This window comes from Levilactobacillus tujiorum, from assembly GCF_012641185.1.
In the GTDB taxonomy this organism is placed as follows: Bacteria; Bacillota; Bacilli; order Lactobacillales; family Lactobacillaceae; genus Levilactobacillus; species Levilactobacillus tujiorum.
The window spans coordinates 13,754-28,678 of sequence record NZ_JAAXLK010000017.1; the positions used below are offsets into that span (position 1 = coordinate 13,754).

A 14,925-nucleotide genomic window follows, 5' to 3' on the forward strand; every position below is an offset into this window, starting at 1 on the left:
AAATACGGGGTTGGACGTAAAGGACTAGGGACTCTCTTGATTAAGGGGGACCCGGTCCTTTTTACGTGATACAGGTTAGCGTAATGGAAGGCCAGATTTAAAGATAGAGAACGTTTGTTTGCTTTGGCGAATTCCGCGTTTTTTTCTGGTATAATAGCCATAATTAAGTACGAAGAAAGGGGAGGACGGGATGTTTGTTCCATTGCAGGTCATGAGCACTTACAGTCTATTGCAAAGCACCAATCGGATTCCTGAATTGGTCCAAACGGCTAAGGAGCGTGGCTATACGACGCTAGCGCTGACGGATAAAAATGTGATGTATGGCGTCGTGGCCTTCTATAATGCCTGTCGTCAGGCGGGAATTAAGCCCTTATTAGGCCTAACACTAACGACTCAAAACGTGACGGACGCAACGCAAGCGACGGACTTAATTTTCCTCGCCCGCGATTTTACCGGTTATCAGCAGTTGATGCAGCTGTCGACCGCCTATCAGGTGGCAGCAGCGCCAGTCGACTTGGCTCAACAGGTGGCCAATTTGACTCATCTTGAGTTGGTGGTCCCCTTAGATAGTGAGATTCATCAGCTACTGGGGATCGAAGATGTTGCGGCGGCAACCCGTGTTTTACAGCAATTTCAACAGTGGTTGCCCGAACGAGTGGCATTAGGCATCAGTCCCGAATTAACGGTGGAAGTCCAGCAACGTCTTCAGCAGTTGCAGGCGACGACCCAGGTTCCCCTAGTAGGACTGGAACCGGTTGAGTATCTCAATCGGGAAGACCACTTTGCGGTAACGGTGTTGCGGGCAATTGAAGCGGGGGTCGTGATTGAAGACTTACCGGCCGAGCAAGCCAAGCTGGGAACGCACTGGTTGCGGCCGGCAGCTGAGCAGGTGGCGCGCTTTAAACGTGCCGGCTTGACCGCGGCCGTCACGGGTACCGATCAGTTGGCGGCGGCCTGCGATGTGACGCTGAAATTTCAGCAACCGCAATTGCCGCAATTTCCAACCCCTAAGCAGCAGCCTTCGCAAGATTACCTTCGTCAGCTTTGTGTGGCGGGGCTTAAGGCCCGCTTGACGGCTAACGGAATCACGGATAGCCAACCCTACCAGCAGCGCTTAGAGCGCGAATTAGGTGTCATTCACCGGATGGGCTTTGACGATTACTTCCTGATCGTCTGGGATGTCATGAATTTTGCTCACCGGGCCCACATTCAAACGGGGCCAGGCCGGGGGTCTGCGGCGGGATCTTTAGTGGCATATGTCTTAGCAATTACTGAGGTTGACCCGTTGGCCTACAACCTGTTGTTTGAACGGTTCTTGAATGAAGAGCGAGCGCAGATGCCGGATATCGACTTGGATATTCCGGATGATAAGCGGGAACAAGTTCTACAGTACGTTCACGACAAGTATGGTCATTCCCGAGTCGCCCAGATTATCACGTTTGGGACGTTAGCCGCTAAGGCCGCTTTACGAGACGTTGGTCGGGTTCTGGGGATGGCGCCGTATCAAATGAGCGATTGGAGCGCTGCCATTCCTAATCAACTTCACGTGACGTTGGCGGCGGCCTATCAGCAGTCGCAAAAGTTACGAAATTTGGTGGCCGATAGCAAGCTGAATAAGTTGCTTTACGAGACAGCCTGCAAGCTTGAAGGATTGCCACGTAACTATTCGACCCATGCGGCCGGTATTGTGTTGAGCCAGGGCAACCTAACAGATCTGGTACCCCTGCAACCCGGAGCCGGTGATCTCTTGATGACCCAGTACCCTAAGGACACAGTTGAAGCAGTTGGTCTGTTGAAGATGGACTTCTTAGGGTTACGTAACCTGAGCATCCTGGCCAATGCCTTGGCGCTGGTCAAGAAGCAGACGGGTCAGAAGTTAGCGATTAACGCGATTGACCTGAATGATGCCGAAACCTTGCAGTTATTTGCGCAGGGTGAAACCAACGGGGTCTTTCAATTTGAATCCGCGGGAATCAAGCGGGTATTGCGGCAACTCCGTCCAGATAGTTTTGAGTTGGTGGCAGCAGTCAACGCGTTATACCGACCGGGACCAATGGAAAATATCGACACCTTTATTAAGCGTAAAGAGGGCAAGGAGCAGGTGACCTACGCTGCCGAAACGCTTAAACCTATTTTGGGGCCCACGTACGGCGTCCTGGTCTACCAAGAGCAAGTCATGCAGGTAGCCAGCACGATGGGTGGATTTACCTTAGGTGAAGCCGACTTACTACGGCGGGCAATGAGTAAGAAGAAAAAGCAGACCATGGATGCGATGCAGAAGAAGTTCGTGACGGGGGCGCAGCAGCTAGGTTACTCAGTGCAGACCGCGGAACAAGTCTTTGCCTATATGGATCGGTTTGCCAACTATGGGTTTAACCGGTCACATGCCGTTGCGTACAGCAAACTCGCCTTTCAGCTAGCGTACTTGAAGGCCCATTATCCGGGACCGTTTTATGCGGCCCTGCTGAACTCGGTTATCAACGTCCCCGTAAAGACCAAGCTCTATTTGACGGAAGCCAAGCGGCACGGGGTAACCATCCTGCCTCCGGACATTAACCGATCGTCGGCTTACTTTAACCTGCGCGACGGCGCCATTATCTTTGGATTGAGTTCCATCAAAGGGGTACGGCGTGATTTCTTACGCGACTTATTGGCAGATCGGCATGAACATGGCCCTTATCAAGATCTCCATCAGTTCTTGCAGCGGATTGATCCTAAATATCGTAAGGCGGATCTTTTAAATGCCTTAGTCTATGCCGGGGCGTTTGATCACTTCGGATATAACCGCGCGGAACTCATCGCTGCGTTACCGGAGTTTCTCAGTAGTGTGGAGCTCTCGGGTGATAACGTGGAACTGTTTGCGGCTTTGGCGCCCAAGGTGGCCCATAAGCCGGATTTTGATTTGATGACCAAGCTGACGCAAGAAGAAGCGGTGTTAGGGGCATACTTGTCGGGGCATCCCGTAGCCCAGTATCAGGCGTTGATCACGCGGCTGCATGCCGTGACCATCAGTGACCTCACCGTGAATGAACGGGTAACGGTCGTGGTGTATGTCACCCGAATTCGGACGATTCGAACCAAACGTGGGGAGCCGATGGCCTTCCTCACGGGGAGCGATGAGACGGCTGATGTGAGCATCACGATCTTCCCTAATCAATACCGTCGGGCTAGCGAATGGTTGAAGACGGATCAAGTCATCGTCGTTCGCGGCAAGGTGGAACAGCAGCGGGGGCTGCAGATCGTGGCGGACCAACTTGATTTGGCAGAGAAATTACAACCGGCTACGGCATCAGCGACGAATGGCCCCCGTTGGTTCATTCGCGTTGACCGTGAACATGATCAGCGACCGGTGGCTCAGCAACTGGCTCAGGTACTCACGGCTAATGTGGGCTCGACGCCGGTGATTGTTTATCAACCGCAAAACGATCAGAAACGGCTCTTACCTAAGACCCAATGGCTACGTGCTGATCCAGCGCTAAAGGCGGTATTGGAACGGCTAATGGGTGCGGGCAATGTCGTTTTTAAAAATGGATAGACCAATTTAACGAAAAATACCTCTGGACTATTTATATCAAGTTCTGTATTATGTATACCAATGAACGAGATATATTACGTTGGAGGTATTTTTTAATGAAACTAAACGTTAAGGTGTATTCTGATGGGGCCCAGTTGGATGATATGAAAGCCGTTGCTGCTAAGGGCTTAGTTGAGGGCTTCACGACGAACCCCAGCTTGATGAAGGCCGCTGGGATCACGGATTACTTGGCTTTCGCACGGGAGGCCGTTACGACTTTTCCGGATCAGTCGATTAGTTTTGAAGTTTTTGGTAATACCCCTGAACGCATGCTGGCAGAGGCCAAGGTTTTAGCGGGGTTAGGTGAGCATGTTGCCGTGAAGGTGCCGATTATTCGGGCCAGCGGGGATGACAATACGGCTGTAATTACGGCCTTGTCCGATGCGGGGGTACAGGTTAACGTGACGGCGATTACCACGCTGTCAGAAGTTAAGTTGGCCGTAGACGCATTGAATCCTAAAACGGGCGGCATCGTCTCCGTCTTTGCCGGCCGGGTTGCAGATACCGGCGTTGATCCATTGCCATTGATGAAACAGTCGGCAGCGCTCTGCCATGCTAAGACAAATGTTGAGCTGTTGTGGGCCAGCACCCGGGAATCAATCAACGTGGTTCAGGCTGATGAGACGGGCTGTGATATTATCACCGTGCCACCCAAGATCTTGAATAAGCTCGATAAATTCGGTAAGGATGCTTTCCAGGTCTCCGTCGATACGGTGAAGACCTTTGACCAAGATATTGCTGAACTTGGCTTTACGATTCCAGTTGAGGAATAAGTGGGTGTCGGTTCGCACTTCAATGCTTAAAAAGTAGGCAACATTGGATGCTTCCTGCCGCCTTACCGTTCGCCAAATTTGAGCTGGAGCGCTGTGGGGGGACGACTCGAGCCATAGAGCGGTCTCGAACCTCGCTTTGAGCCGAGGATCACGTCTCAAAGCCGCCATTTACCAAGAGAACCCACTTGGTAAATCCCACGGCTGAGCTCAAATTTGGCTCACTCTCGGCTAGGTGGGAGTTAGCAATCCTCATTGGTTAAATGATGGTGAACCAATATGGTTAGTCGTTCTGTCATTCAAAAGGAAGGCAGCAGGCGGAATCTCTGCCAGCCGCAGGTGACTGATTTAGAACGTTATCCTGACTATGCGAGCTTTGACAATCAGTTTTGTGTGGTTAATCTTTAGTTAAAAATTTGTGAGGACTGCTATTGGCGTGAGATTAAAATCCAGTAGCAGTCTTCTTGATTTTTTGGACAAGTTGATTAAAAAGTTTGGCGGACGTTTAAATTTTTAAAAAGGGCGGAATTATTTTTGTAATAACTAAAAAGTTATGAAACGACGAGTTTTCCGTGCGTTTCCAGCGTTGTAATATCGGGGAAACCGCTTACTTTGAGAAATTGTGTACAAAGCGGCGAAAAATTGATAAACATAGCAGACATAAATTTTTAAAAGTGATAGAATAATTTTGGAATCAAATTTGAGCCGAAACTTTTAGCGCGCCAATTTTTACAGAAATTAGCCGCTTGCTTCGGCCAATTCTAAAGGAGAGATTTTTCTAATGAAGAAAACCAAGATCGTAAGTACCCTTGGTCCTGCAAGTACTGACGTTGATACGATTGTTAAGTTAATCGAATCTGGCGCCAACATCTTCCGGTTCAACTTTTCACACGGTGACCATGAAGAACACTTAGACCGTTTGGAAAAGGTCCACAAGGCTGAAAAGATTACTGGTAAGACCGTTGGTATCATGTTAGATACTAAGGGTGCCGAAATTCGGACGACTGTTGAAAAGGGTGGCAAGCTTGACTTCCACACCGGCGACGTATTCCGGATCTCCATGGATGCATCACTCGAAGGTACCAAGGACAAGATCGCTGTGACCTACCCTGGTTTATACGATGATGTCCACGAAGGCGGCCACGTCTTATTCGATGATGGTTTATTAGATACTGTCGTTGAAAAGAAGGACGATGCAACTAAGGAATTAGTTGTTAAGGTTCAAAACGATGGTGTCTTAGGTTCTCGTAAGGGTGTTAACGCTCCTGGCGTTTCCATCAACTTACCAGGGATCACTGAAAAGGACTCCGATGATATTCGTTTTGGTTTGGACCACGAAATCAACTTCATCGCTGCTTCATTCGTTCGGAAGCCACAAGATGTCATGGACATCCGTGAACTTCTCGAAGAAAAGCACATGGAACACGTTCAAATCTTCCCTAAGATCGAATCTCAAGAAGGTATCAACAACTTTGATGACATCATCAAGGTTTCCGATGGTTTGATGGTCGCTCGTGGTGACATGGGTGTCGAAATTCCTACGGAAAACGTGCCTTTGGTACAAAAAGCTTTGATCAAGAAGTGCAACATCTTAGGTAAGCCAGTTATCACCGCTACCCAAATGTTGGACTCCATGCAAGAAAACCCACGTCCTACGCGTGCCGAAGCTTCTGACGTTGCCAACGCCGTCTTTGATGGTACTGATGCAACCATGCTTTCTGGTGAAAGTGCTAACGGTGAATACCCTGTAGAATCCGTTGCAACTATGAACCGGATCGACATCAAGGCTGAAAATGCTTTGGCAGAATTTGGCCGTGACAACTTGGACTTCGATAACGGTGACGTTACTGAATCCATCGGTGCTTCCGTTGCCCGTGTTGCTAACGAATTGGGCGTTAAGACCATCGTTGCTGCTACGGAATCCGGCTACACTGCCAAGATGATTTCTAAGTACCGGCCAAATGCTGATATCTTAGCTGTTACCTTTGACGATCGTACTCGTCGTGGCTTGATGGTTAACTGGGGTGTTTACCCAATCGTTACCGAAAAGCCTGCTAACACTGACGCAATGTTTGATTTAGCTGCTGCCAAGGCCGTTGAAACTGGTTTGGCCAAGGAAGGCGACTTGATCTTGATCACTGCCGGTGTTCCCGTTGGCGAACGCGGTACGACTAACTTGATGAAGATCCAATTGATCGGTTCAAAGTTAGTACAAGGCCAAGGTGTCGGTGATGACACGGTAATCGGCAAGGCCGTTATCGCTAACTCCGCTGCTGACGCAAATGCTAAGGTCGTTGAAGGTGGTATCTTGATTGCCAAGAACACCGACAAGGACTACTTGCCAGCTATTGAAAAGTCAAGTGCCGTTATCGTTGAAAACGGTGGTTTAACTTCTCATGCTGCAGTTGTTGGAATTTCCATGGGGATTCCTGTTATCGTTGGCGCTACTGGTGCCAGCGACAAGATCTCCGATGGCGAATTGATCACTGTTGACTCACGTCGCGGTATCGTTTACCACGGTGCTTCCAACGCGCTTTAATAAGAGATAAACCTGTTATGAAAAACGGACCCTCTGTCGGGGGTCCGTTTTTTGCTGTGTTTAAGCGTGAAATGACCAATCTGGCGAATTATTTGCTCAAGTTGGTGCGAAACGCGGTGAGCTAGGATAAATGGAATGGCGGCCATTAGCGATCGGCAGGATATCAGTAAATTTGTCATAATAAGCCTCGCTAGTTGGACGGTTTCCGTGTAAAATAAGAACTAGACACTTTTGAACGGTAGACTGGGTAACCAGTAGAATTGAGGAGATTATGGAAGAATTATTAGGCCGCATCATCGCGGGAAAAGTGACCGATGAAAATGAACATGATTATTTTGTCCAGGTAGCTGGAACGACTTTTCGGTTGGACAAAGCAGAGATTAAGAAGCCACTAAAGCTCGGGTCGAACTTTAAGGGATTTGCCTACGAAAACGAAGACCATGACATGCAAATTACTCGTGACGCCCCCCAGGTGCAGGTTGACCATTATGGGTTTGGAACGGTCGTTCGCTCACAGCGGACGTTAGGGGTGTTCGTAGATATTGGCTTGCCCAACAAGGATATTGTCGTGTCATTGGATGACCTACCAGCCATGATGGAACTCTGGCCACAGCAAGGGGATCGCCTGATGATTGCCCTGCGCGAGGATAACAAGCATCGCCTCTGGGGTGTGCTGGCTGATGGGGATATCTATGCAGCCATTGCACAGCCCGCTAAGAAGATCCTCCAGAATTCAAACGTCGTTGCGCGCGCTTACCAGCTGAAGCTAGTGGGCACCCGGGTCATGACGGATCATTACGAATTAGGGTTTATTCATCCCTCAGAGCGTGAAACGGAACCGCGTCTGGGTGAAGAACTGCACGCCCGGGTCATTGGGGTGCATGATGATGGGACGCTTAACCTATCGTTGCGGCCCCGGACTTATGAAGCGATTGATGATGATGCCGCGATGCTCTTAGCTGCGTTAGAACACAGTGAAGATGGTCACTTGGACTTTAGCGATAAGAGTGCCCCAGCGGCCATCAAGGCTTACTTTGGAATTAGTAAGGGTCAATTTAAACGAGCTATTGGTCATCTGCTGAAAGCCCGGAAGATTACCCAACACGACGGTCAGCTGTGGTTGGTCACGGCTGAAGATCAGTCAAAAGAAGACTAAGGGGGACTAGTCATGACCGAGTTAGAGGATCAAACCATGGATTTTGCCCATTACCTAACGGTAGAACAGGGCCTTGCTAAAAATTCGGTCACGAGCTACGTTCAGGAACTGCATAATTTTGCGGCTTATTTAACGACGCAATCGCAATCTAGTTTTCTTCAGGTCGATCGCCTCACCGTGATGACTTACCTCAGTACGCTGACCGCTGCCGGCAAATCGCGAAATTCAGTGATTCATGCGGTTTCGGCTTTGCGCAAGTTTTATCGGTATTTGGTCCAGACGCACCAGCTGACGGACAATCCGATGGCTAATATTGCGGCGCCTAAGCATGCCGAGCACTTACCCGCGGTGCTGACCGTTGCGGAAGTCGATCGACTGTTGGCGACCCCAGATACGGCTACCAAGTACGGTCTCCGGGATCGCGCGATTCTTGAGGTGATGTACGCGACGGGACTACGGGTTAGTGAACTCGTGCACCTTAAGTTAGCGGACCTTCATCTGGAGATGGGGTTGATTCAGACCCTCGGGAAAGGTGACAAGGAGCGGATTGTTCCGATTGGTGATGTTGCGACGGATTGGATTAATCGCTATCTCGCTAAGAGTCGACCGGTGCTACTTAAGCAACGGACCAGCCCCTACCTTTTCCTAAATGCTCATGGTGGTGGGTTATCCCGGCAGGCCATTTGGCAAAAGATTAAGCATTACGTCGCGTTGGCAGATATCCAAAAGGATGTGACGCCGCATACCCTCCGCCACTCGTTTGCGACTCATATTTTAGAAAATGGGGCAGACTTACGGGTAGTGCAAGAATTACTAGGGCATGCAGATATCACGACGACGCAGATTTACACGCACATTTCAAAGAAACGGTTAGTCTCAGTTTATGATCAATATCACCCACGAGCCTAGTATTTATGTGGTGAAATGTGGTAAAGTGTGAAGACGATTTAACGGAGGCAGAGTATGTTACTGAAATATCGTAGTGATTATCAGAAGATCGCGATGGGCCTGCTGAGCTTGATGCCCAGTTTTAAGGACTGGGATCGGTTGCAGCGTGAGTTGGCCTGGTATCAGGATGGCGACGATCGTACACTGTACCTATGGAAAGATGACCACGATGACTTTGCAGGTGCAGTGGGGACCCAGATTCAGGGGGATTACCTCATTGTCCGGCTGGTGACACTAATGCCAGATAAAGATCTTACTGAAAACACGTGGCAGTTGTTGGACCAATTAGCGACGACGCTGCCAACCAAGCGGCTGATGGGCACCCTGTCCACGGCCAAGATTATTGCAAAATGGGAGTATCACCATGGACAAAGCCACAGCAAACGGGCAATTACTGATTCAGGTCAGTGATTTTGAAGGCCCGTTGGATTTACTATTACATTTAATTAAAACGAACGAAATGGATATTTACGACATTCCGATTGCCACGATCACCGCGCAATATCTGGATTACTTGCATCAAATGCAGACGCTCCGGTTAGATGTTGCGGGCGAGTATTTCGTCATGGCCGCCAATTTGATGGCGATTAAGGCGAAATTGTTGTTGCCCAAGCCGCAGACGTTAGAACCTAGCGAAGATGAAGACCGGGGTGATCCGCGGGAAGATCTCGTGAATCAGCTGTTGGAGTATCAACGGTATAAGCAAGCAGCCCAGGTGTTGAAGGCTCGTGCGCAAGCCCGCCAGCAACACTTCACGCGTCCGGCGATGGCCGTTCCCGATTCCGTGGCCTTAACGGTAGCTCCGGGAATTGAGACGGCAGACTTGCAGGCGGCGCTGGCCAAGTTGGTCCACCGCGCGATGGTGGCCAAGCCCGTCACGCAGAGTATTCATCCTGAACACTTTACGATTAAGGATCAGATGTACGTGGTGCTCACACGCTTGGAACATAGCCACGGCCCAGTGAGCTTTGAACACTTGGTGGGACAGACCCCGGTACTGGCGGAGATTGTGACGACGTTTTTGGCCGTCTTAGAGCTCGCCCGGCAGCGTCAGGTGGCCCTACAACAGGTTAATCGACTCGTACCATTACAAGTTAATTTCTTAAGATTGAAAGGGCGGTATGCGACGAATGTCACCTCTAGCACAGATTGAAAGTTTATTATTCGTGAGTGGCGACGAGGGCATTACGGTTGCTGATTTGGCCGCAGCGACGGGGCTGTTACGCCCCGCCGTTTTAGCGACTCTGGAACGTCTCGCCCAGAAATACACGGCGGACCAGGACTCGGCGCTGGAACTAATGGTCAATGACACGACGTACCGGTTGGTAACGAAGGAAGCGGCTAGTGAGCTGATTAAGCGGTACTTTGAGAATCCGTTGAGTACGAGTCTGTCACCGGCCTCACTAGAGGTGTTGGCCATCATTGCCTATCGTCAGCCGATTACACGAATTGAGGTCGATGAAATTCGGGGTGTCCAGAGTGCCTCGACAGTGCAGAAGCTAGTCTTGCGGCGATTGGTTGAAGATGCCGGTCGGTTAGACGAACCAGGCCGGCCTAAGTTGTACCGGACGAGTGACTACTTTTTAGACTACTTTGGCCTTAAGCAGTTGACGGACTTACCACCACTGCCAGCCGCGGCTAATCCGAGTGATCAAAGTGATGGCGACGGTGGCGACCTATTCTTACAAGCCTTTAATCAGCAGTTGAACCAGTCAGATGAACCGGGAGATGAAGCATAAATGGAACGATTACAAAAAGTATTAGCACACGATGGTGTGGCGTCACGGCGACAATCAGAAAAATTAATTATGAGCGGTCGCGTCAAAGTCAATGGTAGCGTGGTGACTGAGTTGGGGACCAAGGTAGGCGTCCACGATAAGATTTTAGTAGATGGGGTCCCAATTACCAGTGAGGCTCCCGTTTATGTGATGTTGTACAAGCCACGCGGGGTCATTTCAACCGCCAACGACGATAAGGGCCGGCAGACCGTTGTCGATCTGATCGAAAATGTCCCACAACGGATCTATCCAGTCGGGCGGTTAGACTACGACACGTCTGGTCTACTATTGTTGACTAATGATGGGGAGTTGGCTAACCGGTTGACTCACCCTAAGTATGAAGTGGAGAAGACCTACGTGGCCCGGGTCACAGGGATTCCCACGAACGATGCTTTACGGCAGTTGCGTCAGGGACTCACCGTTGATGACGTGAAGTATGCGCCAGCCAAGGCGAAGTTACTGAGTAGTGATGATCAGAAAAAGATTGCCATCGTCTCGTTAACGATTCATGAGGGTAAGAATCACCAAGTGAAGAAGATGCTGGCGGCCGTTGGCTATCCGGTGGAAAAGTTGAAGCGTGAGGAATATGGGTTCTTGACCCTTAAGGGACTACAACCTGGTGATGCGCGCCACTTGAAGCCAGAAGAAGTCAAAGAACTGCGCCGGCAAACGGGCCTCGCCTAAGGCAAATGATTGACAGGCGTTGGGACATTTAGTACATTTAAGGTGTTATAAAATTTATGGTTCATCTTCAGGGCAGGGTGTAATTCCCGACCGGCGGTAAAGTCCGCGACCCGCGTGAGCGGTTGATTCGGTGGAACTCCGAAACCGACAGTATAGTCTGGTATGCAGAAGATGAGACGTTGCTTTTTGCGTAGCTTAATTTGACGTGAATCCAAGGTCTTGCTCTTCTGTGGCGAGGCCTTTTTTAGTGGGGCGCGTCACTGAGATGGCCGCAAGGAGGAATTGGTTTCATGGAAAATAGTCAGAAGGGATTAAGTGTGCGGGCAATGGTCGAAATGGCCTTGTTTGCTGGCGTGGCATACGTCTTAATGTTTGTGTCAATTCCAATTATCCCCATCGTGCCGTATATGAAGCTGGATCTCAGTGATCTGGTGGTGTTATTAGGCTTGGGTGTCTTTGGTCCCGCGGGTGCAATCACGATTGCGGCGATTAAGGAACTGCTGTATTTTGTCACAACTGGCTTGGATATCGTCAACTTTATTGGCGTCCTAACGGCGTTCATCGCGGATCTGGCCTTGGTCCTGCCAATTAGTGCAGTTCTGCGGCGGCATAAGTGGACGGTTAAGCGCCAAGTGGTGGCGGTAATCGTCGGTACACTGAGCTTAACTTTGGTGTTGTCACTCGCTAACTGGTGGGTCATTACGCCCCTTTACTTGAAGGTCTGGGGAATGTCACTGGGCTTGCCAGTTAATCAGCTGATCTTATTTGGGGTTATTCCGTTTAACCTGATTAAGGGGGGCGTCCTAGGCGTCTTGTTCATTTTGCTTAATCGCCGCATGGCGCCCTGGCTACGTAAGCATACGCTGTCATAAGGGTTAAAATACTAAATTGTATGAAATCAAGGACTGCCGACTGGTCAGTCCTTTTTCGTATGGTAAACTAGGAAGAGACTAAAAGTGAGAGAGGGGCCTGACATTGGAAGCGGTGGATCTATTAGTCCTATTAGACTCACAGCAGTTTCGGCGCCTGCGGGTGATTGAAAACCTGCTGCGGGAGAGAAAAACGGTCTCAACGCTCTACTGGGGCCAACGGTATCGCTTGCTTTATTTGTTAGGCTTAGCCAAGAAGATGTCACGGGGGGCGCTAGATCTACCGGCACAGGCGTTACTACAGCAAGGTCTAATCGTTACCGGAGAGACGCCGGACCAGGTGCGGTTGACGCCGAAGGGTGAGCAACAGGCGACGCAGGCCTATTATCAGCCCCAGACGCGTGACACGTGGACGCGCTTAGATCTAATGGCGGCTCGTCAACGAATCTTACTGGCGGTGCAGGTCACGAGCCAGTATGCGCATGAGACGAAACGCTATTACCCGCTGGCAACGGATCTAGCAACGCGTCAGGCAGTTCGTCGTTGGTTTCATCAGGCTAAGGGTCAAAGCCTGCCAGGACACTTGTTCGTTTCGCTGAAAACGGCACTTGAGCAGTTACCAGAAATGGTTGCTGAAGTGGTCACGGCGCTGTTTACGGGTTATCAGCAGCCGGGCCAGACGGTGGATCAGCTGGCTAGGAAGTATCAACGGACGCCGTGGGAGATTTATTTAATGCAATTGGACGGCCTCATGCAGATTGCACAGGATGCTCAGGACCAGAATCACCCCCTGAGATCCCTGCTACAATCAACCTGGCAATCGCCGGTTTCGCGTAGTGCCCAGCAGACATTAGCTGCCGTGGGACGTGGCCGCAGCCTGGAACAAATTGCAACGGCGCGGAGAATCAAGCCAAGTACGGCGCGAGAGCATCTCCTGGAGGCCGCTATTTTGATGCCAGTGACGGCGTTTCCTTACGATTGGATTCTCACACCGGAGATTCAGCACGCCTTCGCTACGGCATTGGCCGGTCCGATCGATAGTTGGCAATATTCGGCCTTACCGCAGGCGTTACAGGAGCGGTATGCGTTTTTTTATTTTCGATTGTATGCGATTTGGTGTGATAAGCGAGGTGTAGAGCGTGCTTGAATCGTTAGAGAGCAGTCTGGAAAAGGTTTTTGGTTTCCAAACGTTTCGTTCGGGCCAAAAAGCAGCGCTGTCGGCCTTGGAGGCGGGGCAGGACACCTTAGCCGTTTTGCCCACTGGCGCGGGTAAGACGTTGATTTATCAGCTATATGGTTATCGTCACGCGGGCTGTGTCTTGATTATTTCCCCGTTATTATCGTTGATGAATGATCAGGTTGACCGGATGCGAGTGGCTGGCTTTCGCCGGTCGGCAGCAATTAATTCACTGACGAGTTACAGCGAGCGTCAGGAAATTTTACAGCATCTAGCCGACTATCAATTCTTATTCATGTCGCCGGAAATGTTGGCCCAGCCACAAATGTTGCACCGGATTAAGCAATTGAACTTGAGTCTATTGGTGATTGATGAAGCTCACTGTATTGTTCAATGGGGACCGGACTTTCGCCCAGAGTATTTACTTCTGGGAGCGATTCGAACACAGCTGCAACAGCCTTTGACGCTGATGTTGACGGCGACGGCAGGTCGGTCAACGCGTGAGGAGATTGCCCGGCAGTTGCGAAGTACGCCGACCATCGTGGCCGAGTCCGTCGACCGGCCCAATATTTTTCTCGATGTTGAGCAGGTGGCTGATGAACCGGCTAAACAGGTGCGGTTAACCCAGCTAGTCGGGCAGCTGCAAGGACCGGGAGTCGTGTACTTTTCTAGTAAGCAGCAGGCAACAGAGACCGCGATAGGTTTGCGGCAGGATACGGGAGTACGGGTTGCGGCCTACCATGCGGGCTTGGACAGTGAAGACCGGTTTAAGATTCAACAGCAGTTTATGGCGGGACAGTTGGATGTTATTTGTGCCACCAGTGCGTTTGGTATGGGAATTGATAAGGATGACGTGCGGTACGTGATTCATTATCACTTGCCGGCGGACTTGGAGAGCTATGCGCAAGAAATTGGGCGCGCTGGGCGGGACGGAAAGCCCAGCATTGCCATTCTGCTGTACGCGGCGGGGGATGAGCAATTGCCCCTGTTCTTGGGACAGGCTAACCGGCCGGAAGCGGACACGATTCAGCGGTATTATGCGCGACCGCAAGCCTTCAGTGAGGAGGATGCGGCGATTGCCCTCTTGGCCTTTTATCGGCGTCATGGGATCAGTGAGACGGCCGTGATTAATTTATTTACACGGCGGGAGCGGGAACGAAATCGAGCGCTCGCCCAGATGTTAGCCTATGTGCGCGAACCTCATTGCTTGCGGCACAACTGGTTGCAGGCCTTTGACGAGCAGAGTCCAGCGCATGATGAACAGTGCTGTTCGCCTGCGGGGGCACCGGTTGATTTAGCTCAGCTGGGCCTGCTGGCAACGACGCGAACCGCGCCGACCGTAGTGACTGGGGGATGGACGGCACAACTTCGCCGGTTATTTTAAGAAGATTTTAGAGAATTCGGTTAGCTGGTATGGTACAATTACGGTT

Annotated in this window: 12 protein-coding genes and 1 riboswitch; all 12 genes read left to right on the top strand. The window is 50.6% G+C overall.

Annotated features, from left to right (window positions below; translation table 11 throughout):
- Window positions 1-190 precede the first annotated feature (190 nt).
- Window positions 191-3,535, top strand: coding sequence for a DNA polymerase III subunit alpha (dnaE, locus tag HF569_RS08855; RefSeq protein WP_168902155.1), 3,345 nt, complete (start codon window positions 191-193; stop codon window positions 3,533-3,535).
- Window positions 3,536-3,630: 95 nt separating this feature from the next.
- Window positions 3,631-4,347, top strand: a complete 717-nt coding sequence (locus HF569_RS08860; protein ID WP_168902156.1) for a transaldolase — start codon at window positions 3,631-3,633, stop codon at window positions 4,345-4,347.
- 778 nt (window positions 4,348-5,125) lie between these two features.
- On the top strand, window positions 5,126-6,883 hold the full coding sequence (gene pyk, locus HF569_RS08865) for a pyruvate kinase (RefSeq protein ID WP_168868631.1): 1,758 nt from the start codon (window positions 5,126-5,128) through the stop codon (window positions 6,881-6,883).
- 271 nt (window positions 6,884-7,154) lie between these two features.
- Complete coding sequence (locus HF569_RS08870; RefSeq protein ID WP_168902157.1) at window positions 7,155-8,039, top strand: CvfB family protein; 885 nt, start codon at window positions 7,155-7,157, stop codon at window positions 8,037-8,039.
- A 12-nt stretch (window positions 8,040-8,051) separates the two neighbouring features.
- The gene (gene xerD, locus HF569_RS08875; RefSeq protein ID WP_168902158.1) at window positions 8,052-8,948 is read left to right on the top strand and encodes a site-specific tyrosine recombinase XerD; all 897 of its coding nucleotides are present in this window, start codon (window positions 8,052-8,054) and stop codon (window positions 8,946-8,948) included.
- Between the two features lie 54 nt (window positions 8,949-9,002).
- Window positions 9,003-9,398, top strand: a complete 396-nt coding sequence (locus HF569_RS08880; protein WP_168902159.1) for an N-acetyltransferase — start codon at window positions 9,003-9,005, stop codon at window positions 9,396-9,398.
- Window positions 9,352-10,140 (top strand): segregation and condensation protein A, encoded by a 789-nt coding sequence (locus tag HF569_RS08885; protein WP_168902160.1) that lies wholly within the window; start codon window positions 9,352-9,354, stop codon window positions 10,138-10,140. The genes HF569_RS08880 and HF569_RS08885 overlap by 47 nt, the downstream gene beginning before the upstream one ends.
- On the top strand, window positions 10,118-10,726 hold the full coding sequence (scpB, locus tag HF569_RS08890) for an SMC-Scp complex subunit ScpB (RefSeq protein WP_168848564.1): 609 nt from the start codon (window positions 10,118-10,120) through the stop codon (window positions 10,724-10,726). The genes HF569_RS08885 and scpB overlap by 23 nt, the downstream gene beginning before the upstream one ends.
- Window positions 10,727-11,449 (top strand): pseudouridine synthase, encoded by a 723-nt coding sequence (locus tag HF569_RS08895; RefSeq protein WP_168902161.1) that lies wholly within the window; start codon window positions 10,727-10,729, stop codon window positions 11,447-11,449. It begins immediately after the preceding gene.
- Between the two features lie 59 nt (window positions 11,450-11,508).
- Window positions 11,509-11,626: riboswitch (FMN riboswitch) on the top strand.
- A gap of 113 nt (window positions 11,627-11,739) precedes the next feature.
- The gene (locus HF569_RS08900; RefSeq protein ID WP_168902162.1) at window positions 11,740-12,321 is read left to right on the top strand and encodes an ECF transporter S component; all 582 of its coding nucleotides are present in this window, start codon (window positions 11,740-11,742) and stop codon (window positions 12,319-12,321) included.
- A 112-nt stretch (window positions 12,322-12,433) separates the two neighbouring features.
- Window positions 12,434-13,465, top strand: coding sequence for a helix-turn-helix domain-containing protein (locus HF569_RS08905; protein WP_332870971.1), 1,032 nt, complete (start codon window positions 12,434-12,436; stop codon window positions 13,463-13,465).
- Entirely contained in the window at window positions 13,458-14,879 is a 1,422-nt protein-coding gene (locus HF569_RS08910; RefSeq protein WP_168902164.1) for a RecQ family ATP-dependent DNA helicase, read from the top strand. Before HF569_RS08905 ends, HF569_RS08910 begins: the two co-directional genes overlap by 8 nt.
- The last annotated feature ends 46 nt before the right edge of the window (window positions 14,880-14,925 follow it).

Bases quoted from the DNA above. Each gene is read 5' to 3' on its own strand.
- dnaE (WP_168902155.1), top strand. From the start codon at position 191: ATGTTTGTTCCATTGCAGGTCATGAGCACTTACAGTCTATTGCAAAGC.
- HF569_RS08860 (WP_168902156.1), top strand. From the start codon at position 3,631: ATGAAACTAAACGTTAAGGTGTATTCTGATGGGGCCCAGTTGGATGAT.
- pyk (WP_168868631.1), top strand. From the start codon at position 5,126: ATGAAGAAAACCAAGATCGTAAGTACCCTTGGTCCTGCAAGTACTGAC.
- HF569_RS08870 (WP_168902157.1), top strand. From the start codon at position 7,155: ATGGAAGAATTATTAGGCCGCATCATCGCGGGAAAAGTGACCGATGAA.
- xerD (WP_168902158.1), top strand. From the start codon at position 8,052: ATGACCGAGTTAGAGGATCAAACCATGGATTTTGCCCATTACCTAACG.
- HF569_RS08880 (WP_168902159.1), top strand. From the start codon at position 9,003: ATGTTACTGAAATATCGTAGTGATTATCAGAAGATCGCGATGGGCCTG.
- HF569_RS08885 (WP_168902160.1), top strand. From the start codon at position 9,352: ATGGACAAAGCCACAGCAAACGGGCAATTACTGATTCAGGTCAGTGAT.
- scpB (WP_168848564.1), top strand. From the start codon at position 10,118: ATGTCACCTCTAGCACAGATTGAAAGTTTATTATTCGTGAGTGGCGAC.
- HF569_RS08895 (WP_168902161.1), top strand. From the start codon at position 10,727: ATGGAACGATTACAAAAAGTATTAGCACACGATGGTGTGGCGTCACGG.
- HF569_RS08900 (WP_168902162.1), top strand. From the start codon at position 11,740: ATGGAAAATAGTCAGAAGGGATTAAGTGTGCGGGCAATGGTCGAAATG.